This is a genomic window from Methylobacterium sp. ap11 (assembly GCF_900110515.1).
Taxonomy (GTDB): Bacteria; Pseudomonadota; Alphaproteobacteria; order Rhizobiales; family Beijerinckiaceae; genus Methylobacterium; species Methylobacterium ajmalii.
Window position 1 is genome coordinate 26759 of sequence record NZ_FOEB01000027.1, and the last position, 19405, is coordinate 46163.

Below are 19405 nucleotides of genomic sequence, written 5' to 3' on the forward strand. Positions count from 1 at the left end.
TCGCTATGTTGCGACCGCTACATCACCGCGCCGATCTGCCAGGGCACGAACTCGGCATCGCCGTAGCCGAACCCTTCCGACTTGGTGCGCTCGCCGGACGCCACGCGCAGGACCGTCTCGAAGATCTGCCGGCCCTTCTCCTCGATCGAGACGCCGTCGAGCACGTCGCCGCAATCGATGTCCATGTCGTCCTGCATCCGCCGGTACATCTCGCTGTTGGTGGCGAGCTTGATCGACGGGGTCGGCTTGCAGCCGTAGGCCGAGCCGCGGCCGGTGGTGAAGCACAAGACGTTGGCGCCGCCCGCGACCTGCCCGGTGGCCGCCACCGGATCGAAGCCGGGCGTGTCCATGTAGACGAAGCCCTTGGCGGTCACCGGCTCGGCGTAGCGGTAGACGCCGGTCAGCGTCGTCGAGCCGCCCTTGGCGGTGGCGCCCAGCGACTTCTCCAGGATGGTGGTGAGGCCGCCGGCCTTGTTGCCGGGGGAGGGGTTGTTGTTCATCTCGCCGCCGTTGCGGGCGGTGTAGGCCTCCCACCAGTGGATCATCTCGACGAGCTTGTGGCCGATCTCGGGTGTGGCGGCCCGCGCCGTCAGCAGGTGCTCGGCGCCGTAGATCTCCGGCGTCTCGGACAGGATCGCGGTGCCGCCCTCGGCCACCAGCCGGTCGACCGCCGCACCCAGCGCCGGGTTGGCGGTGATGCCCGAATAGCCGTCCGAGCCGCCGCATTGCAGCGCCAGCATCAGCTCGGAGGCCGGCACGGTCTCGCGCCGGGCCTTCGCCACGGCGGGCAGCATCTCGCGGAGCGCCGCCACGCCGGCCTCGATGGTGCGGCGCGTGCCGCCGGTATCCTGGATGGTGAAGCTGCGGAAGGTCTCGCTCTCCTCGATGCCGTAGGCGCGCTTCCAGCGGTCGATCTGGAGCCCCTCGCAGCCGAGGCCCACCATGATCACGCCGCCCATGTTCGGGTTGGCGGCGTAACCCCACAGCGTGCGCTTGAGGATGTCGGCGCCCTCGCCCTGGATGTCGTAGCCGCAGCCGGTGCCGTGGGTGAGCGGGATGATGCCGTCGATGCCCGGGAACTCGTCGAGGAGGCCGGAGCGGCGGGCCTCCTCGGCGATGAAGCGGGCGACCGTGGCCGAGCAGTTCACCGAGGTCAGCACGCCGACGTAGTTGCGGGTGCCGACCTTGCCGTCCGCCCGGCGGTAGCCCTCGAAGGTGGCGCGCTGGGCGTCGGGCACCATCGCGATGGGACGCGCTTCCTCGCAGAAGCGGTAGTCGCGGGCGAAGTCGCCCTTGGCCTCGCCGAGGCCGACATTGTGCTCGTGCACCCACTCGCCCGGGGCGATGGGCCGGTTCGCAAAGCCGATGATCTGGCCGAACTTGCGGATCGGCGCGCCTTCCGGAATCGCCACCACCGCGAACTTATGGCCCCGCGGCACGCGGGCGGAGGCGGTCACGCCCTCGACGACGGCGCCGGGCACGATCGGGTCCACCGCCACCACGACGTTGTCCTCGTGGGCAAGGCGCACGATGCGGGGGTTGGTGGGGTGGAGCGGGGTGGGGGCGGACATGGGAGGGACCTTTTGGGAACTGTCTTTGAACCATACGGCCGCGTGAAGCGGTCTGGAACGTCGTCGATGTCACCCCACCCGCGACCTCATCCTGAGGTGCGAACGAAGTGAGCCTCGAAGGAGGGCTCCAGAAACCACCGCGATCCCTTGAGCCCTCCTTCGAGGTCAGTCGATCTGCGATCGACTGACACCTCAGGATGAGGTGGTGGGTGGGAATCCAAACCTGCTTGCCGGAACGGCGATCACTGCACCAAGGCCTCCGCCTTGGCCCGCCCGCCCAAGTAGGCCGCGCGGATGTCGTCGTTGGCCCACAGGTCCTGCGGCGCGCCGCTGAGCACCAGCTGCCCGGTCTCCAGCACGTAGCCGCGATCGGCGACCGAGAGACCCATGCGGGCGTTCTGCTCGACGAGGAGCACGGTGGTACCGCGCCGGCGCACCTCGGCGATGATCGCGAACACCGCCTGGACGATCACCGGGGCCAAGCCCAGCGACGGCTCGTCGAGGAGCAGGATGCGGGGTTTCGCCATCAGCCCGCGGGCGAGCGCCACCATCTGGAGCTGGCCGCCGGAGAGCGTCCAGCCGAGCGCGTCGCCGAAGCGGCGGATGTCGGGGAAGAGCTCGAACATGCCCTCCGCCTCGTCCTTGATCTGGCGGGTCGAGAGTCCCTTCCGGTTGGAGGCGCCGAGCATGATGTTCTCGCGCACCGTGAGGCCCGGGAAGACCCGGCGCCCCTCCGGCACATGCGCCACGCCGCGGCGCACGATCTCCTCGGGCTTCAAGCCGAGCAGCGACTGGCCCTCGAACAGCACCTCGCCGCCGGCGGGCTTCACCAGGCCCGAGACGGTCTTCAGCGTCGTCGACTTGCCGGCGCCGTTGGAGCCGAGCAACGTCACGACCTCGCCGGCCTCGACCGAGAACGAGATGCCGCGCACGGCCTCGATCTCGCCGTAGCGCACGGTCAGGTCGCGGATTTCCAGGAGTGCCATCCGTCTCTCCTGCTCACACCGTCGCGAGGTCGGTCTTGAGGCCGACATTCGGCCCCTCGGACGCTTCCTGGCCGAGATAGGCCTCGATCACCGCCGGCTCGCGCAGCACCGTGGCCGTCACCCCGTCGGCGATGCGCCGGCCGAAGTTGAGCACGGTGATGTGGCTCGCCACGTCGCTCACCAGCGTCATGTCGTGGTCGATGATCAGGATGGTCAGGCCCTTGGCGGCCATCCGGCGCAGCAGCACGGTGAGCGCGTTCTTCTCGGTCGAGTTGAGGCCCGCCGCCGGCTCGTCGAGGAGGAGGAGCACGGGGTTGCCGGCGAGCGCCCGGGCGATCTCGACCAGGCGCTGGTGGCCGTAGGAGAAGGACGAGATCGACTCGTCGGCCCGCGCCTCCAGCCCGACGAAGGCGAGCGCCGCGCGGGCCCGGGCTTCCAGCGAGGCGCGGTCCTGGGCGACGATGCCGTTGCCCGGCCGCTCGGCGCCGATCACCACGTTCTCGAGCGCGCTCATCGAGCGGAAGAGCCGGATATTCTGGAACGTCCGCCCCAGCCCCGAGGCCGCGCGCCGGTGCGGCGCGAAGCGGGTGATGTCCTGCCCGTCGAGCCGCACGCGGCCGCCGGTCGGCGTGTAGAGGCCCGACAGCACGTTGAGCGTCGTGGTCTTGCCCGACCCGTTCGGGCCGATCAGCGCATGGATGCCGCCGCGGGCCACCGTGAAGCTCACCTCGTCCACGGCCTTCAGGCCGCCGAAGTGCTTGGACAATCCCTCGACCTGGAGCACCGGGGCGGTGGAGGCCGCCGCTTGCGTCAGCGTCAGCTCCTGCGCCCGGGGAGCGGCGGGTTTCTTCGGCCGCAGGCGCTTCACCTGGTCGCCGAGAAAGCCCCAGATGCCCTCCGGCATGAACACCACGATCAGGATCACGGCGAGCCCGTAGATCGCCAGGTACAGGCCCGGGATCTCCTTGAGGAACCGCAGCCATTCCGGGATCAGGATCAGGAGACCGGTGCCGATCACCGCGCCGACCGGCGAGCCGACGCCGCCCAAGAGCGCCATGGTGAGGAACACCACCGACTCGGCGAAGGAGAACTGGTCCGGGCTGATATAGGTGAAGCTGCCGGCAAACAGCCCGCCGCCCAACCCCGCGAGCAGCGCCCCGATGGCGAAGGCCGCCACCTTGGTGCGGTAGATGTCGATGCCGGTGACGCCCGCCGCCAGCTCGTTGTCGCGCACCGCCCGCATGGCGCGGCCGAGCCGGGTCCTGGGCATCCGCCACACCGCGTAGGCGACCGCCGCCAGCACGACGACGCAGAGCGCGAGGTAGCTCTGGCCGTCGGTGAACAGGCCGGGGCGCTTGATGTTCGGCACGCCGTCCGGCCCGTGGGTGACGGGAATCCAGTTGATCATGATCAGCGTCAGGATCTGCTGGAACGAGATCGTCACCATGGCGAGGTAGTGGCCGCCGAGCCGCAGCGTCGAGGCCCCGAGCACCGCGCCCAGGACGAGCGCGAGCGCGAGGCCGATCGGCAGGCAGAGCCAGAAGCTGATCCCGAGATCGACGGTGCCGAGGCCGACCGCGTAGGCGCCGATGCCGAAAAAGGCCGCTTGCGCGAGGTTGATCTGCCCGCACAGCCCCAGAACGACCGTGAGCCCGATGACCGCGATGGCGTAGGTCGCGGCCTGCATCAGGATGTTGAGCACGTAGCCGCTGAACGGCGTCGTGGCGGCGAGGAAGACCGCGACCGCGACCAAGGCGACGTAGGCGAGGGTGCCGATGGGGAAGCGGCGGGCGGGAGCCACGGACACCGGGTCCGCCGCGACGGGGCGAGGGGAGCCGGTCATGCTTTCTCCGCGATGCGTTCGCCGAAGATGCCCTGCGGGCGCAGGGCCAGGAAGGCGACGAGGACGATGAAGGCGAAGGCGTCCTTATAGGGCACCGAGATATAGGCGGCGCCGAAGGTCTCGATGATGCCGAGCGCCAGCCCGCCGATGATCGCGCCCGTCACGTCGCCGAAGCCGCCGATGATGGTAGCGGCAAAAGCCTTGAGCGCGATGGTGGCGCCCATCTGGATCGATACGAACAGCACCGGCGCGACCAGGATGCCGGCGATGCCGCCCAGCACCGCGCTGTAGACGAAGGTCAGCATGATCATCCCGGCGACCGGGATGCCGAGCAGGGCCGCCATCTCCTTGTCCTGCGAGGTCGCCTGCAACTTCTTGCCGATGAGCGTGTGCTCGAAGAACCAGTACTGGAACGCCACCAGCACCGCGGTCACGGCGATGATCAGCAGGTACTGGGTGTCGAGGTAGACCGGGCCGACCAGGAAGCCTTGCGTCTCGAAGACCGGCGGCAGCACCTGCGGCTGCGGCCCGTAGAGGGCGAGCGTGGTGTTGGCGAGGAAGATCGAGGCGCCGATGGTCGAGATGATCACCGGCAGGTAGGTGCGGTGGCGCAACGGATAATAGACGCCGAGGTTGAACAGCGCGCCGAGCGCCGCCATGCCGCCGATGGCGAGCAGGAAGGACAGCCAGTACGGCCATTGCAGGTCCACGGCGAAGACCACCATCAGGAAGGCGGCCACCATCGAGAACTCGCCTTGCGCGAAGTTCACCACGTTGGTGGCACGGAAGATCAGCACGAAACCGAGCGCCACGAGGGCGTAGACGGCGCCGATGCCGATTCCCGTGAACAGAAGCTGGAGGATGAGGTCCATGCGGGCCCGCCCCGATCGGATGAGAAGGGTCGTGCCGCCGCGCGTCTCGTGGAGACCCTTGCAGCGGCCGAGACGGCGTCGGGACGGCGCACCGTCCCGCTCGGGGTCTTCCGAAGGTCAGGCCTTGTAGAAGTCGATGCGCTTGTCGAAGACGATGTTGCCCTTGTCGTTGCGCACCACGTTGTAGCCGTGCAGGCCGTCGCCGTTCTGGTCGAAGTTGTAGGTGCCCTCGGCGCCCTCGTGCCCGCGAATGGCGAGGAGCGCCTCGCGGATCGCCTTCGGGTCGGTCTTGCCGGCGGCGTTGATGGCCTTCGCCAGCACCGTCACGGCGTCGAAGGTCCAGGAGGACTGGTTGTCGGGGGCGAGCTTCATCACGCCCCGGTAGGCCTTGCCGAAGTTGCGCGCCGCGTCGCTCGATTCTTCCGCGTAATCGGCGACGCCATAGGTGTTGTAGAGCGACGGCCCGGCGAGCTTGAGCGCCGTGACGTTGACGATCGAGGCCGAGCCGACCCAGGGCGCCTGCACGCCGAGCTGGCGCAATTGCCGGGCGAAGATGCCGAGGTCGTTCTCGAAGGTGAAGTACGAGCCGATCACGTCGGCGCCGGACTGGCGGATCGCCAGCACGACGGGCGTGAAGTCCTGGCTCTGGTTGGTGTAGCCCTGGTCCAGCGCCACCGTGGCGCCGGCCTTGCCCAGGGCTTCCGTCAGCGCCTTGGCGCCGCTGGTGCCGAAGGCGTCGGTCGAGTGGATGATCGCCCACTTCTTCTTAGCGAGCGTGGTCACGCCGTACTCGGCGATGACGCGGGCCGAGAAGCTGTCGTTCGGGCGGAAGCGGAACAGCCAGGGATTGCCGAGCTGGGTCAGCACCGGATCGGTGCCGCCAAAGGCCACGGGCTTTCCGGTCTTGAGGATGTCCGGCGCCATGGCGTGGTTCTGGGTCGAGCGGATCGAGCCGAGGAACGCCACGAGGTCGGGTTGCGAGGCGAGCTTCGAGAAGGCCAGCACCGCGCCCGGATTGGTGGTCTGGTCGTCCTCGGTGACGAGCTCCAGCGGCTTGCCGAGCACGCCGCCGGCCTTGTTGACGGCCTCGAGCGCGATCTTGGCGCCGTTCAGCGCGAAGCGCCCGGCATCCGCCCCGGGTCCGGTGACCGGCAGCACCATGCCGATCCGCACCGTGCCGCCCTGGGCGCTCGCGGGCCGGATGATCGACGGCGCGACGACGCCGGCCGCCGCGACCGTGGCCGCACTCTTCAGGAAAACGCGACGCGTCGTCCTCATCGGCATGTTCCTCCCGTGGGAATTGGCCGATGCTTCGAGGCCCGGCCTTGGCCCGGATGAGACACCGGCAGCGCTGCCATGTCCATCCCCAACGCCGACGGCCCGGGATTAAAATTGCCGGGCCTGATCTGCACCGGACGCCCTCGACCTGCGGCTGCGGCGCGGCCATTCTCCCGCGCGCCAGACTGCGCGGCCGGCTCGACCGGCCGCCGGAACCAAGAAGCCCAGAACCAAGAAACCGGGAGGATTCTACCATGCAGATCTCAGCCAGCGGCCTGACCACCTACGTGCGGGACATCTTTTCCCACGCCGGCTGCTCGGAGGCCGAGGCCGAGCGGATCGGCCGCTACCTCGTCGCCGCCAACCTGACCGGGCACGACAGCCACGGCGTCATCCGGGTGCCGCGCTACGTGTCCTGGCTGCAGGAGGGCGAGGTCGAGGCCGACAAGACCCCCGAGGTGGTGACCGACGGCCCGGCCTTCGCGCTGGTCGACGCGCATTACGGCTTCGGCCAGACCGCCGGGCCGTTCGCGACCGAGCTCGGCATCCGGAAGGCGCGGGAGAACGGCGTCGCCATCGTGGCGTTGCGACACGCCGGCCATCTCGGCCGCATCGGCGAGTGGGCCGAACAGGCGGCCGCCGCCGGCCTCGTCTCGGTGCATTTCGTCAACGTGGCCGGCAGCCTCCTCGTCGCGCCGTTCGGCTCGGTCGACCGGCGCTTTTCGACCGCGCCCTTCGCGGCCGGCTTCCCGGTCCAGGGTGCCGAGCCGGTGATCCTCGACTTCGCCACCTCGGCGGTGGCCGAGGGCAAGGTTCTGGTCGCCTCGCAGGGCGGCAAGGCGCTGCCCGAGGGCGTGCTGATCGAGCCGGACGGGCGCCTGTCGAGCGATCCCGCGACGCTGTACGGCCCCCTCGACGGCCCAGAACGCGACAACCTCAAAGGTGCGGGCGCGATCCGGGCCTTCGGCGAGCACAAGGGCTCGGGGCTGGCCCTGCTATGCGAGTTGCTCGCCGGGGCGCTCACCGGATCGGGCACCGCGGGGCCCGGGCCGCGGCGGTTCTGCAACGGGATGCTGTCGCTCTACATGACACCCGAGGCCTTCGGGTCGCAGGACGCGATGGTGCAGGAGACCCGCGCCTATCTCGACTTCTTCAAGGGCGCGCGGCCGGTGCCGGGCGGCGAGGTGCTGCTGCCGGGCGAGCCGGAGCGGCGGACCCGGGCGAAGCGCCTGGCGGACGGCGTGCCGCTGCCCGATCCGGTGTGGGAGACCCTGCTGGCGGCAGGACGGCCGTTCGGGTTGGATGGGGAGACGTATCGCACATAGTGCCGCGGATCCGGGCGGTCCTCATTGGGCCGCCCAATCCTCGATGACGAGACCGGGCACTCGGCTGAACTCACCGACATTGCCGGTCACGAGCGTGAGGTTCGCCGCGAGCGCGTGTGCGGCGATCCAGACGTCGTTGTTGCCGATCAGCTGCCCTTGTCGTCCGAGCGTGGCCCGGATCTCACCATAGCGGTGGCCGGTTTCCCGCGGCTCGGCGATCTCGATCGGAACGACCGCGACCAGCCGGGCGAGGACAGCGAAAGCGGTGTCCCGGTCCGCGCTCTTCTCCGCCCCGAAGCACAGCTCGCCGTAAGTGACTGGCGACATGACGGCTTCGCCGATGCGGAGTGCCGTCAACCGAGCGACGACCGAGCGTGGCCGCCTGCGCCTGAGCGCGATGATGACGTTCGTATCGAGCAGGTAGCGAGGCTTCACAGGCCCTCGCGCTCCTGCGGCGGGCCATCCTGCAGATCGGTCAGCATGTCGGCGGGCATGTCGTCGATGATGTCGAGGAGCACGGAGAGATTGGCCGGGCGCTCGCGCAGGACGACTTCGTCACCACGGCGAAAAATCTCGACCTCGCTGCCGTCGAACCGGAACTCTCGCGGCAGTCTGACGGCCTGGCTGCCTCCGGACATGAAGAGCTTGGCGACAGTCATGATGCCTCCGTATATACCCGACATATATACATCGGCCGTCCGATCGCCACAACGGCGGTCGGCTCGTAGAAAACAGCGAGACACCGCGCCCCGCTTCCGTACAATCCCCTCCGTCCGGCACGAAGACCGGACGGGAGGAGACGAGTGATGAACCGACGTGACGTCCTCGCGGGCGCCGCCGCCCTGGCCGCAACCACGGTCGCGGCCCGGGCCGACCGGCTGCCCCTCGGCGACCTGCCGGGCACCCGCTATCCCGACCCGCGGGTCGAGGCCCTGGACAAGCGCTTCCGCTACAAGGTCGGCAACGCCGCCATCGAGCGCATCGCCACCGGCTTCCGCTGGGCCGAGGGGCCGGTCTATTTCCGGGACGGCGGCTACCTTCTGTGGAGCGACATCCCGAACAACCGGATCATGCGCTGGCTCGAGAACGGCCATGTCAGCGTGTACCGGGCCAATGCCAACTACTCGAACGGCAACACCCGCGACCGGCAGGGCCGGCTGATCACCTGCGAGCACGACACCCGCCGGGTGACCCGCACCGAGCCCGACGGCAAGATCACGGTGCTGATCGACCGGTTCGACGGCAAGCCGCTCAACGCCCCCAACGACGTGGTGGTGGCGGCCGACAACGCGGTCTGGTTCACCGATCCGGGCTACGGCATCGACGGGTTCTACGAGGGCCACAAGGACAAGGCGGAACTGCCGACCCGGGTCTACCGCCTCGATCCCGCGACCGGCCAGGCCAAGGTGGCGGCGGAGGGCATCGACCGGCCGAACGGGCTCGCCTTCTCGCCCGACGAAAAGATCCTCTACGTCGTCGATTCCGGCGCCACCCATGGCGGGCGGGCCAACATCCGCGCCTTCACCGTCGAGGGCGACCGGCTCACCGGCGACCGGGTGTTCGCGGAGGGCTTCGCGCCGGGCTTCACCGACGGGGTGCGCACCGACGTCGACGGCAACGTCTGGTGCTCGATGGGCTGGGCCGACCCGAAGGAGGACGGGGTGCGCTGCTACGCGCCGTCGGGCGACCTGATCGGCAAGATCCACCTGCCCGAGACCTGCGCCAACCTGTGCTTCGGCGGGCCGAAGAAGAACCGGCTGTTCATGGCGGCGAGCACGTCGATCTACGCGGTATACGTCGAGACGCAAGGCGCGATGGTGCCGTAACGGTCTCGAAGACGGTCGTTGGAAGAAGGCTCACGGACCGCGACGGCCCGATCTCCTCCGGTGCAGGACAGGGGGACGAACCCGGCGACCCGAGAGCACCGCACGATCGCGACGCGGTCGTGCGGTGCTCGAGCGGATTCACGCCGCCCGGTTCGCTTGCTTTTCCCATCGACGGTCGTGCGCCTCTCCTCCCCGGCCGATCCCGGGTCTGCCCGCGATCGGTCGCGCTCGCGGGGAGGGGCGGGCCGGACCGGCGCTCACACCGTCCGCCCCCCGTCGATCGGCATCTCCACGCCGGTGATGAACTCCGCCTCGTCGGAGGCCAGGAAGAGCGCCACGTTGGCGATGTCGGAGGCCCGCGACATCCGGCCGAGCGGGATGGTGGCGACGAACTTCGCCCGGTTCTCCGGGGTATCGGGCACGCCCATGAAGGCTTCGAGCAGGCCGGTCTCGCCCATCACCGGGCAGAGCGCGTTGACGCGGATCTTCCAGGGCGCCAGCTCGACGGCGAGCGACTTCGACATCAGGTTCACCGCGCCCTTCGACGCGTTGTACCAGGTCAGGCCCGGACGGGGCCGGATGCCGGCGGTCGAGCCGACGTTGAGGATCACGCCGCCGCCGTTGTCGCGCATCGCCGGCGCCAGCGCCCGGACGAAGTGGAAGATCGACTTCACGTTGACCCGGAAGACCCGGTCGAAGGCCTCCTCGTCGACCTCCATCAGCGGCTGGTTGCGATGGGTGGTGCCGGCGTTGTTGACGAGGATGTGCGGCGTGCCGAAGGCCTCGATGGTGCGCGCGACCGCCGCCTGCACGTCCTCGGCGCTGCCGACATCGGCCGCGATGGCGATGGCCGAGGCGCCGATCTCCTTCGCGACGCGCTCGGCGGCATCGCCCCGCAGGTCGAGCACCGCGACCTTGGCGCCCTCCGCGGCGTAGCGCTTGGCGATGCCCTCGCCGAACCCGCCGCCGGCACCGGTGACGATCGCGACCTTGCCGTTGAGCCTCATGAGACAATCTCCTTGCGTCACGCGGCCGAGATCTCGCCGCGCTCGATCTGGATGGTGGTGTCGACGAGCGCCCGCAGCAGGTCGGGGCTGCTCTCGGTGATGAGGATCGCGACGTCGGGGAGCGCGGCGCGCAGGCGGGCCAGCGCCTCGGCGTAGCGCAGCGCCAGTGCCGGGGCGAGGCCCTGGAACGGCTCGTCGAGAAGGACCGCCCTGGTGCCGACCATGAGCGCGCGGCCGAGCGCCACCATCTTGCCCTGGCCGCCCGACAGGCCCGCCGCCTTGCGGGGCGCGAAATCCTTGAGCTCCGGCAGGAGCGCGTAGACGGAATCCAGCCGCCGCGAGACCTCGGCCTTGGGCAGGCCCAGCACCTGGGCCGGCAGCAGCAGGTTGTCCTGCACCGTGAAGCTGCCGAACAGCTTGCGCTCCTCCGGCGCGTAGCCGATGCCGAGTCGTGCCCGGTGATGCGCCGGCACGGTGCCGGCTTCCCGCCCGTCGAGGACGAGCCGGCCCGCCTGGAGCGGCAGGAGCCCCATCAGGGCGCGCAACGTCGTGGTCTTGCCGGCGCCGTTGCGGCCGATCAAGGCCACGCGCCCGCCGGCCGGCACGTCGAGCGAGACGCCGCGCAGGACCGGCGCGCCCGCGATCGCGACCGCCGCTCCCTCAAGCCGCAGCATGGGCGCCTCCGTTCGGCGCGATGCCGATCACCGTGCGCTGCACCTCCGGATCGTTGAGGATTCGGGAGGGAGTCCCGAGCGCCGCGATCTTGCCCTGCCCCCACACCGCCACCCGGTCGGCGAAGCGCCCGACCACCTCCATGTCGTGCTCCACGAACACCGCCGTCACGCCCGCCTCGCGCAGGACCCGCACCAGGGTCTCGACGATGGCCATCTTTTCCGCCGCCGCGACGCCGCTCGTCGGCTCGTCCATCAGGAGGAGTCGGGGCCGGAGCGCCACCGCCATGGCGATGTCGACGAGCTTGCGTGCGCCCTCGTTGAGGGCGTCGGCGCGCACGTCGGTGATGCGGGTGAGGCCGAAGCGCGCGATCAGCTCCGCCGCCTCGTCGCGAAAGCGCGGGCGGAGCAAGGGATTGAGCACCGACCACACGCCCTCGCGGGCGGCGACCGCGAGCGCCACGTTCTGCAGCACCGTGTGCTCGGTGAAGAGCTGCGGCAGCTGGAAGCTGCGCGCGACCCCGAGCCCGACGATGCGCCGGGGCGACAGGCCGAGGATCGGCCGGCCCTCGAAGGCGATCGAGCCGCCCTGCGGCTTCAGGTAGCCGGTCGTCATGTTGATGAAGGTGGTCTTGCCGGCCCCATTCGGGCCGATGATCGCCAGGAACTCGCCGGCCTCGACGTCGAGGTCGATCCCGTCGGCGGCCTTGAGTCCGCCGAAGGCGAGGCGCAGGTCACGGGCCTGGAGCAGCGCGGTCATGCGGCCCTCCGGCGGCTCGCGATCATCCCCCACAGCCCGCCCGGCGCGAACACGATGACGGCCAGCAGCACGAGGCCGAGCACCAGCTGCCAGGCATTGGCGAAGGTGGCCGCCGCGTAGACCCGGGTCAGCTCGTAGGCCGCCGCCCCGAGGAACGGCCCCAGCACGCTGCCGGCGCCGCCGAGGATCGCGATGAAGACGAGCTCTCCGGAGGTGGTCCAGTAGCTGAGCGCCGGCGTGACGTGCCGGGTGGTGAGCGCGATGATCGCGCCGGCAAACCCCGCCATCACGGCCGAGGCGACGTAGGCGGCGAGCAGCACGCGCTTCGGCGACACGCCCATGAAGTCGAGCCGGGTCTCGCGGGTCTTGATGCCGGCGAGCGCCTCGCCGAGCGGGGAGGCGAGCGCCACCCGCACGAGTGCACCGCAGGCGAGGGCGAGCACCAGCGCGATGCCCAGCACCGTCCACTCGCCCGCTTCCCCCGCGAGCGGCCGGCCGAGGAACGTGACGGGCGGGAGCCGGATGCCGTCGGCGCCGTGGGTCAGCGCGTAGAACTTCTCCAGCACCGAGTAGAACACCATGCTGAGCGCGAGATTCAGCATGCCGAAGAAGATCTCGCGGTAGCGCACCACGAACAGCCCGATCAGCAGGCCGACGATCCCGGCGAGCAAGGCCGCGGCGGGGAGGAGCAGCAGGGCTTCGGGCACCACGACGGCGCCGAACGCCACCGTGTAGGCGGCGAGCGCCAGGTAGAGCGCGTGGCCGAAGCTGACCTGGCCGGCCCGCAGCAGCAGCAGGATGCCGAGCACGGCGAGCCCCTTGGCGAGCGCGATGGTGAGCACGAAGCGCAGCCACGGCACCGCGTAGGCGAGGACGAGGATCAGGACGGCGCCGGCGAGCGCGAGAAGCGTTTCGGAACGGCGGGTCACGGCGCCAGCCCTCCTGTTGTGAGAGCGCAAGTCATATCCGCCGGGTCTCCGCCACGCCGAACAGGCCTTGCGGGCGGAACAGCAGCACCGCCACCATGATGGCGTAGGGCACCACCACCTCGAATTCGGGCGCGACGTAGACCGCGAAGGAGCGGCCGAGGCCGATGAGGAGGGCGGCCACCGCCGCGCCCTCGATCTGGCCGAGGCCAGCGGTCGCGACGACCGCGAAGGAGAGGACGATGGTCGAGGCGCCCACCCCCGGCACCAGCGAGACGGTGGGCGCCGCGAGCGCGCCCCCCAAGGCCGCGAGCGCCGCCCCGACCGTGAAGGTGAGCATCGTCACCTTGGCGGCGTCGATGCCCATGGCGCGGGCCGCCTCGCGGTCGACCGTGACCGCGACGACCATCCGGCCGGTGAGCGTGTAGCGAAGCACATAGGCCAGGATGGCGAGCGTCGCGAGGGCGACGCCGGGCAGCACGTAGAGCTGGTAGGCGGTGAACGGGATGACGTCCTGGCCGAACGGCACGTCGACGGTGCCGAGCCACTTCAGCGGCGCGTCGAACACCACCGGCTGCACGCCCCAGACCAGCTTCTGCAGGTCCTCCAGGATCATGAACAGCGCGAAGGTGACGAGGAGTTGCAGCACCGGCTCGCGGTCCTGCATCCGGCGCAGGAGCAGCCGCTCGATCAGCGGCCCGAGCGCGACGCCCACCAGCACGGCGGCCGCGAGCAGGATCGGCAGGCCGAGCCAGGGCGGCGCGCCGAGCGAGGTCGCGAACAGCCCGATCGAGGCCGCCGCGTAGCCGCCGATGGCGTAGAGGCTGCCATGGGCGACGTTGAGCACCCGCAGCACGCCGAACACCAGGTTCAGCCCCACCGCCACCATGAAGACGGCGGCGGCGTAGGACAACCCGTCGAGCAGGGCGAGCCCGACGAGGATCCCGTTCTCCGACAGCCAGGCCATCAGCTCTTAAAGGCCTGCGCCTGCGGGAGCTTGGCGACCATGTCGGGGGTCAGCGTCTTGAGCCAGTCGGCGCTCTTCTGGCCGACCGGCGTCGTCACGGACTCGGCCGGGAACACGATCATGTCGGTGAGCACCGGGAACGGATACTTGTCGGAGTGCAGCGTCGTGCCGATGAGCTGGTTCTCGAGCCCCTGGCCGTCCTCGCGGATGCGCACGCTGGCGGTGGGCGAGGGGAATTCGAGGCCCTTGAAGGCGGCGGCCAGTTCCGCGTCGGTCGGCCAGCCGCCGCCCTTGGCCGCCACCGCCTTCTCGATGCCGGCCTTCATCGCCGAGACGGCCTGGGCCATGTGGAAGCACGGGTAGATCGGCCAAGCATTGTACTTGGCGCGGTAGGATTCGCTGAAGCGCTTCAGCCGCTCCGGATCGGCAGGCGACGGGTGCAGGAACCAGTGGTCGCCGCGCGCGCCGACGATGTGGCCGGCCGGCAGCGCCTTGCCGACCCGCTGGAGCGAGGATTCTGCGAGCGGCATCACGAAGGTCGCGCGCTCGAACAGCTTGCGGTCCGAGGCCTGGCGGATCAGCGCGTCGAGGTCGCCGCCCCAGGAGGTCGACAGCACCACGTCGGGCCGCAGCGCCAGCACGCGGGTGATCTCGGTCGAGAAGTCGGTGGCGCCGAAGCGCGGAAACAGCTCGGCCGAGACCTTCACCCCGGGCTTCAGGGTGTTCATCGCGGTGCGGAAGATGTCCCAGGAATCGCGACCCCAGGCGTAGTCCTGGTTGATCACCGCGATCGACTTGAAGTCCGGCTTGACCTTCAGGAGGTAGAGGAGCGCCGCCAGGATCTCCGGCGTGGCGTTGGCCTGGGTGCGGAAGGCGTAGGAGTAGCGGTTGTCCTCGAAGATGCGCTGGGTGCCGCAATCCCACAGCAGCGTCGGGCGCTTCAGCTCGTCGGCGAGCGGTGCGCAGGCGATGCAGTCGGCCGACGAGATCGCCGCGAAGATCAGGTGCACGCCCTCCGACTGGACGAGCCGGCGATACTCGCCGACGACGTGGTCGACGCCTGGACCCTCGTCGACGAAGATCGGCCGCACCTTCACGCCGGCGATACCGCCGGCGGCGTTGATCTCGTCGAACAGCATCTCGGCGGTCTGGCGGCCGGGCACGCCGAAGACGCTGGCCGGGCCCGACAGGTAGGTGGCGATGCCGACCTTCAGCTCGGCGGGCTTGCCCGCGCCTTGCGCCCAGGCGCCCGCGCCCGGCAGCATCAAGCTTCCCGCCACGGCGCCTGCCCCGATCAGCGCCTCGCGCCGCGTGACGATCCCGTCACGACCCGTCCCGGCCATGCCTTCCTCCCTGACTTCGCGCGCGGACCGGCCCCTCTGGAACTGGCGTCGGGGGCCTGGCCGCGGGCGGGATCATGGGGGCGCGGTGACCTCCTGTCCAATAGCTTGTTCGCCCACGAGCGAGAGGTTCGAGATATGGGAGCGGACGGCGGCCTCGCCCGCGGCGGCGGGCCGCCGGCAGGGGAGCGGGATGTCGTCGTAGATCGCCGCGAGCGTCAGCGTGACGCCGATCTCCGGCAGGTCGACGGCCTCCGTGCAGGCGGCGGGGGACAGGCCGCCCTCCGGGTTCCGGCGATGCACCGTCACCGCGCGCCGGTCCTGGGGCACCAGCACGACGCTCCGGATCGACGCCACGGCAGCGTAGGCGGCGAGCTTCGAGGTACGCCGCCGCGGCGTGTCGCTGGGGGAAAGAACCTCGAACACCACGAGCGACGCGGGAACGATGTAAAGATCGTGGCGACCGTCATCGGGGGCGACGAGGATATCGGGCGCCACGGTGCGGGCCTCCCCCGGCACCGGCACCTGGCTCGGGCCGGACGGGCGCCAGGGGCTGCCGTGACGACGCCTGTGCTGCCGCAGGCTCTCGAGGATGTTGGTCTGGATCCAGTCGTGCCGCCGCGTCGGCTGGGCGTTCATCAGCGGCACCCCGTCGGCCAGCTCCCAGCGCTCCCCGGCCGGCCGCTCGGCGAGGAAGGCCAGGAAGCCGTCGAGGCTCATCGGAGGGTCACGCGTCTCGGCGGCGCGCATGGCGGGCGCTCCCGTACATCTTCGGCGAGGATACCATGTCTCACGCCAGCCGGAATGCCCGCACCAGCACCGCGGCCCGGGCGCAGGCCGTGCAGGGTGCCGACGAGCACCCTGACGAGCCCGGACGTTTCGCGCGGCGGGCTTAACCCGCCCGCAAGCCCGGCCCGCTAAGCAGGAACCTCGCGCGGCGCGGTTCGGAGCGGCGGAATGGCGGCCGGGGCATCTCTCGGCGAGGCGGAGGCCGGCGGCAGTGCCGGCACCGCGCTCGCGGTGTTCGGCGTGCGGATCGCCGCCGCGGGCTGTGCCTTCGTGGCCCAGGTGCTGATGGCCCGGCTGATGGGCGGCGAGGAATACGGGATCTTCGCCACGGTCTGGGTCTGGACGGCGTTGCTCGGCCACGCCTCGACCTGGGGCCTGTCCCAGGCCGCCTGCCGCTTCCTGCCGACCTACCGGGCACAGGGCGCCGCCGGGCCGGAGCGGGGTTTCCTGGTCTTCGGCGCCGTCTTCTCGCTCGCCGCCGCCGCGATCCTGGCGGCCGCGGGCGCCTTCGCGCTCTGGCTCCGGCCCGGCCTCGTCGGGGACGCCTATCGGGCCCCGGCGCTCATCGCCGCGCTCGTGCTGCCGCTCTTCGCGCTGCAGGATTTCTGCGAGGGCGTGGCGCGGGGCCGCAACTGGACGCTGCTCGCGGTCGCGCCGCCCTACCTCCTGCGCCAGGGCCTGATCATGGCCTTGATGCTGGCGGCGGTCGGGTTCGGCGCGCCGGCGGAGGCGGGAATCGCCGTCGCCTGCACGCTCGCCGCCACCGCCCTGTCGCTGGCGATCCAGGCCGGGATCCTGGCGCGGCGCCTGTGGGCCGAGCGGCGGCCGGGCCGGGCGCTCTACCCGCACGGCGAGTGGCTGCGGGCCGCGCTGCCGATGGCTCTGATCGATCTCGCCGGCTCCGGCTTCAACTTCGTCGACGTGCTGGTGCTCGGCTTCCTGCTGCCGCCGGCGGAGGTCGGCGCCTATTTCGCGGCGACGCGGCTGCTGCAATTCGTGGTCTTCGTCCAGTACGCCGCCTCCTCGGTCACCGCGCAGCGCTTCGCGGAGGCCCAGGCGCGGGGCGACCGGGCCGGGCTCGAGGCCCTGGTGCGGCGCTGGTCGCGGCTGACGCTGCTGGCGACGCTCGCGACCGGGCTCGGCGTGGTCGGGGCGGGGCCGCTGCTGCTCGGCCTGTTCGGGCCCGAGTTCCGCGCCGCCCTGCCGCTGCTCGCCATGCTGGTGGCCGGCCACGGGCTCGCCGCCGCCTGCGGGCCGGCGGAGGATCTGCTGACCATGCTGGGGGGCGAGCGCGCCTGCGCGGCGGTGACCGTCGGGCTCCTCGCCGTGGCGGTTCTCCTCACCCTGGCGCTGGTGCCGCTCCTCGGGCTCACCGGCGCGGCGCTGGCCGCGAGCCTCGTCACCGCGGGGCGGGGCGCCGCGCTCGCCCTCCTGGCCCATCGCCGCCTCGGCCTCCTCACCCCGGCCTTCGTCCGATGAACGCGCCCGTGATCCCCCTGCCGACGCCCGAGACGACGACGACCGGAGCGGCGATGATCTGCTCGGTCACGACGCTCGCCGCCCTCTGCCGCGATCCCGCCGCCTGGGACGCCCTGGTGGCCGGCGCCGACCGGCCGACGCCCGACTATTCCCGGCGGGTGATGGAGGCGCATCGCGACCACGGCCTGGCGCCGGCGGACCTACCCTGCCTGGCGGTGCGGCGCGGCCCGCATCTCGCGGCCTTGCTGCCCTACCGGATCGGGCGCGGGCCCCTCGGGTGGGGCCGGGTCGCGCGGCCCTTCGCCTCCCCGTACCTCACGGTGACGGCGCCGCTGGTGGCGGCCGGTCCCGACGGGGCGCCGGCGCTCGCCGCGCTCGCGACCGGGATGCGCGGCCTCGGCTGCCCGTGGTGGTGGCCGCTCCTGCCCACCGGGGACGGCGTGGGGCCGGCCTTCCTCGCAGCGCTCGCCCGCGACGGCTGGCGCCGGGCGGAGGTGTCCGGCTTCGACCGCCCCGTCCTCGACCGGCGCGCCAGCCACGACGCCTTCCTGAAGGGCCACCCGCACAAGGGCCGGCTCAAGGACCTGCGCCGGCGCCGCCGGCGGCTGGAGGAGGCCGGCGCCCTCGCGGTCGAGGCAGTCGGGCCGGACGGCGACCTCGCGGGCGCGGTGGCGGAATTCCTCGCCCTGGAGCAGAGCGGCTGGAAGGGGCGGGCGGGCACCGCGCTCGCCTGCCGGCCGCGGACCGCGGGCTTTGCCCGCGACGTCTTTCGCGCCGGCGACGGGCCGGTGACGGCGCGCGCCGACCTCCTGCGCCTCGACGGGCGGGTGGTCGCGGCGAGCCTCGCCCTCGTCTGCGGCGGCAGCGCGATGCTGCTCAAGACCGCCTACGACGAGGACCTGCGCCATCTCGCTCCCGGCGTGGTCCTGGAGGCCGAGATCGTCCGGGCCCTGCACGAGACCTCTTTCGCCGACCGGCTCGATTCCGCGACGCTCGCGAGCGCGGTGCTGGACGACCTCTATCCCGAGCGGACCCGCATCGCCGAGACGATGCTCTCGCCCCCGGGCGGTCCCGCGCCTTCGCCGCTCGCCGACCGGGCGAGACGGCAGCACGCCGCCAAGGCCTGGCTCAAGGCCCGGCTCGCCCGCCTGCGCCGGCGCTGAGCTCGGCCTCGCTGGCCGCGTCGGCCTCGCGCCAGCCGACGCGGGCCTGGGGCCTCGCATCGGTCGAGGCGAAGTAGGGTTTGATGTCGAGGAGCGGCGTGCCGTCGAGGCAGTCGAGCCCGCGCACCCGCAACGAGGCGCCGTCGATCCCGAGAAGCTCCACCACCGAGACGGCGATCGGGTTCGGCCGGGCCGGCGAGCGCAGCGCGAAGGTGCCGCGGGGCGCCGGGGCGTGGCGGGGCTGCTGCGCCACGAGGTTCCGGGGCGCCCGGTCCATCCAGTAGAGCACGATCAGGTGGGTGGTGCCGGACAGCTCCCGCAGGGCGGGGGCGAAACGCGGGTCGACCTCCAGGGTGCAGACCGCGTCCGACTGGGCCGAGTTGCGCGGGCAGTCGGCGCGCGCGGTCCAGGGCGTGCGCACCCGGCCGACGAAGTAGAGCCCGGCATCGTAGGCCGCGGGCAGGTCGACCGTCTCCTCGCCCGGGCGCGGGCCGAATTCCGTTTCCGCTGCGCTCATCGCGTCACCTCGCTCCTCGAAACCCGCGGGATCCGGGTCGCCCCGGCGCGGCACCCGGTATAGGCTGGGGCGCAGGGCATCAGGG

19 protein-coding genes are annotated in these 19405 nt (G+C 71.3%); 4 read left to right on the forward strand and 15 right to left on the reverse strand.

Annotated elements, in window-relative coordinates:
* Positions 1-17 precede the first annotated feature (17 nt).
* The 5 genes from BMX97_RS27320 to BMX97_RS27340 all read right to left on the reverse strand — a co-directional run bounded on the left by BMX97_RS27320 (position 18) and on the right by BMX97_RS27340 (position 6550).
* Positions 18-1571: a UxaA family hydrolase gene (locus tag BMX97_RS27320; protein ID WP_091754322.1), complete on the reverse strand. Its 1554-nt coding sequence runs from the start codon at positions 1569-1571 to the stop codon at positions 18-20.
* A gap of 242 nt (positions 1572-1813) precedes the next feature.
* Complete coding sequence (locus tag BMX97_RS27325) at positions 1814-2557, reverse strand: ABC transporter ATP-binding protein (RefSeq protein ID WP_091754323.1); 744 nt, start codon at positions 2555-2557, stop codon at positions 1814-1816.
* A gap of 13 nt (positions 2558-2570) precedes the next feature.
* Complete coding sequence (locus BMX97_RS27330) at positions 2571-4400, reverse strand: branched-chain amino acid ABC transporter ATP-binding protein/permease (protein ID WP_091754324.1); 1830 nt, start codon at positions 4398-4400, stop codon at positions 2571-2573.
* Positions 4397-5272 carry a branched-chain amino acid ABC transporter permease gene (locus BMX97_RS27335; RefSeq protein ID WP_060847566.1) on the reverse strand — a complete coding sequence of 292 codons (876 nt, stop codon included), beginning with the start codon at positions 5270-5272 and terminating at the stop codon, positions 4397-4399. The genes BMX97_RS27330 and BMX97_RS27335 overlap by 4 nt, the downstream gene beginning before the upstream one ends.
* A gap of 117 nt (positions 5273-5389) precedes the next feature.
* On the reverse strand, positions 5390-6550 hold the full coding sequence (locus BMX97_RS27340; RefSeq protein WP_060847567.1) for an ABC transporter substrate-binding protein: 1161 nt from the start codon (positions 6548-6550) through the stop codon (positions 5390-5392).
* Positions 6551-6804: 254 nt separating this feature from the next.
* On the opposite strand from BMX97_RS27340, the gene BMX97_RS27345 reads away from it, so the two are divergent.
* Entirely contained in the window at positions 6805-7875 is a 1071-nt protein-coding gene (locus BMX97_RS27345; RefSeq protein WP_091754325.1) for a malate/lactate/ureidoglycolate dehydrogenase, read from the forward strand.
* 21 nt (positions 7876-7896) lie between these two features.
* Here the strand turns inward: BMX97_RS27345 and BMX97_RS27350 are convergent, their stop codons facing one another.
* Complete coding sequence (locus BMX97_RS27350) at positions 7897-8310, reverse strand: type II toxin-antitoxin system VapC family toxin (RefSeq protein ID WP_091754326.1); 414 nt, start codon at positions 8308-8310, stop codon at positions 7897-7899.
* Positions 8307-8534: an antitoxin gene (gene vapB, locus BMX97_RS27355; protein WP_091754370.1), complete on the reverse strand. Its 228-nt coding sequence runs from the start codon at positions 8532-8534 to the stop codon at positions 8307-8309. The genes BMX97_RS27350 and vapB overlap by 4 nt, the downstream gene beginning before the upstream one ends.
* Positions 8535-8681: 147 nt before the next feature.
* Here vapB and BMX97_RS27360 point away from each other — a divergent pair, with 147 nt between their 5' ends.
* The gene (locus tag BMX97_RS27360; RefSeq protein ID WP_091754327.1) at positions 8682-9701 is read left to right on the forward strand and encodes an SMP-30/gluconolactonase/LRE family protein; all 1020 of its coding nucleotides are present in this window, start codon (positions 8682-8684) and stop codon (positions 9699-9701) included.
* 257 nt (positions 9702-9958) lie between these two features.
* On the opposite strand, the gene BMX97_RS27365 is transcribed toward BMX97_RS27360, so the two are convergent.
* The 7 genes from BMX97_RS27365 to BMX97_RS27395 form a co-directional block, all read right to left on the reverse strand.
* On the reverse strand, positions 9959-10708 hold the full coding sequence (locus tag BMX97_RS27365; protein ID WP_091754328.1) for an SDR family oxidoreductase: 750 nt from the start codon (positions 10706-10708) through the stop codon (positions 9959-9961).
* 17 nt (positions 10709-10725) lie between these two features.
* Positions 10726-11382, reverse strand: coding sequence for an ABC transporter ATP-binding protein (locus BMX97_RS27370; protein ID WP_091754329.1), 657 nt, complete (start codon positions 11380-11382; stop codon positions 10726-10728).
* On the reverse strand, positions 11369-12139 hold the full coding sequence (locus BMX97_RS27375; protein WP_091754330.1) for an ABC transporter ATP-binding protein: 771 nt from the start codon (positions 12137-12139) through the stop codon (positions 11369-11371). Before BMX97_RS27375 ends, BMX97_RS27370 begins: the two co-directional genes overlap by 14 nt.
* On the reverse strand, positions 12136-13068 hold the full coding sequence (locus tag BMX97_RS27380; RefSeq protein ID WP_091754331.1) for a branched-chain amino acid ABC transporter permease: 933 nt from the start codon (positions 13066-13068) through the stop codon (positions 12136-12138). The genes BMX97_RS27375 and BMX97_RS27380 overlap by 4 nt, the downstream gene beginning before the upstream one ends.
* A gap of 31 nt (positions 13069-13099) precedes the next feature.
* Positions 13100-14032, reverse strand: a complete 933-nt coding sequence (locus BMX97_RS27385; RefSeq protein WP_091754332.1) for a branched-chain amino acid ABC transporter permease — start codon at positions 14030-14032, stop codon at positions 13100-13102.
* A complete protein-coding gene (locus BMX97_RS27390; protein ID WP_091754333.1) occupies positions 14032-15375 on the reverse strand; it encodes an ABC transporter substrate-binding protein in 1344 nt (447 codons plus the stop codon). The genes BMX97_RS27385 and BMX97_RS27390 overlap by 1 nt, the downstream gene beginning before the upstream one ends.
* A 72-nt stretch (positions 15376-15447) precedes the next feature.
* A complete protein-coding gene (locus tag BMX97_RS27395) occupies positions 15448-16122 on the reverse strand; it encodes a Uma2 family endonuclease (protein ID WP_091754334.1) in 675 nt (224 codons plus the stop codon).
* 207 nt (positions 16123-16329) lie between these two features.
* Between BMX97_RS27395 and BMX97_RS27400 the strand changes: the two genes are divergently transcribed.
* A complete protein-coding gene (locus BMX97_RS27400; RefSeq protein ID WP_091754335.1) occupies positions 16330-17640 on the forward strand; it encodes a lipopolysaccharide biosynthesis protein in 1311 nt (436 codons plus the stop codon).
* A gap of 8 nt (positions 17641-17648) precedes the next feature.
* Positions 17649-18803 carry a GNAT family N-acetyltransferase gene (locus BMX97_RS27405; protein ID WP_244538668.1) on the forward strand — a complete coding sequence of 385 codons (1155 nt, stop codon included), beginning with the start codon at positions 17649-17651 and terminating at the stop codon, positions 18801-18803.
* Here the strand turns inward: BMX97_RS27405 and tsaA are convergent.
* Positions 18769-19320 carry a tRNA (N6-threonylcarbamoyladenosine(37)-N6)-methyltransferase TrmO gene (gene tsaA, locus BMX97_RS27410; protein ID WP_091754336.1) on the reverse strand — a complete coding sequence of 184 codons (552 nt, stop codon included), beginning with the start codon at positions 19318-19320 and terminating at the stop codon, positions 18769-18771. The two genes, BMX97_RS27405 and tsaA, sit on opposite strands and share 35 nt — an antisense overlap.
* Positions 19321-19405 lie beyond the last annotated feature (85 nt).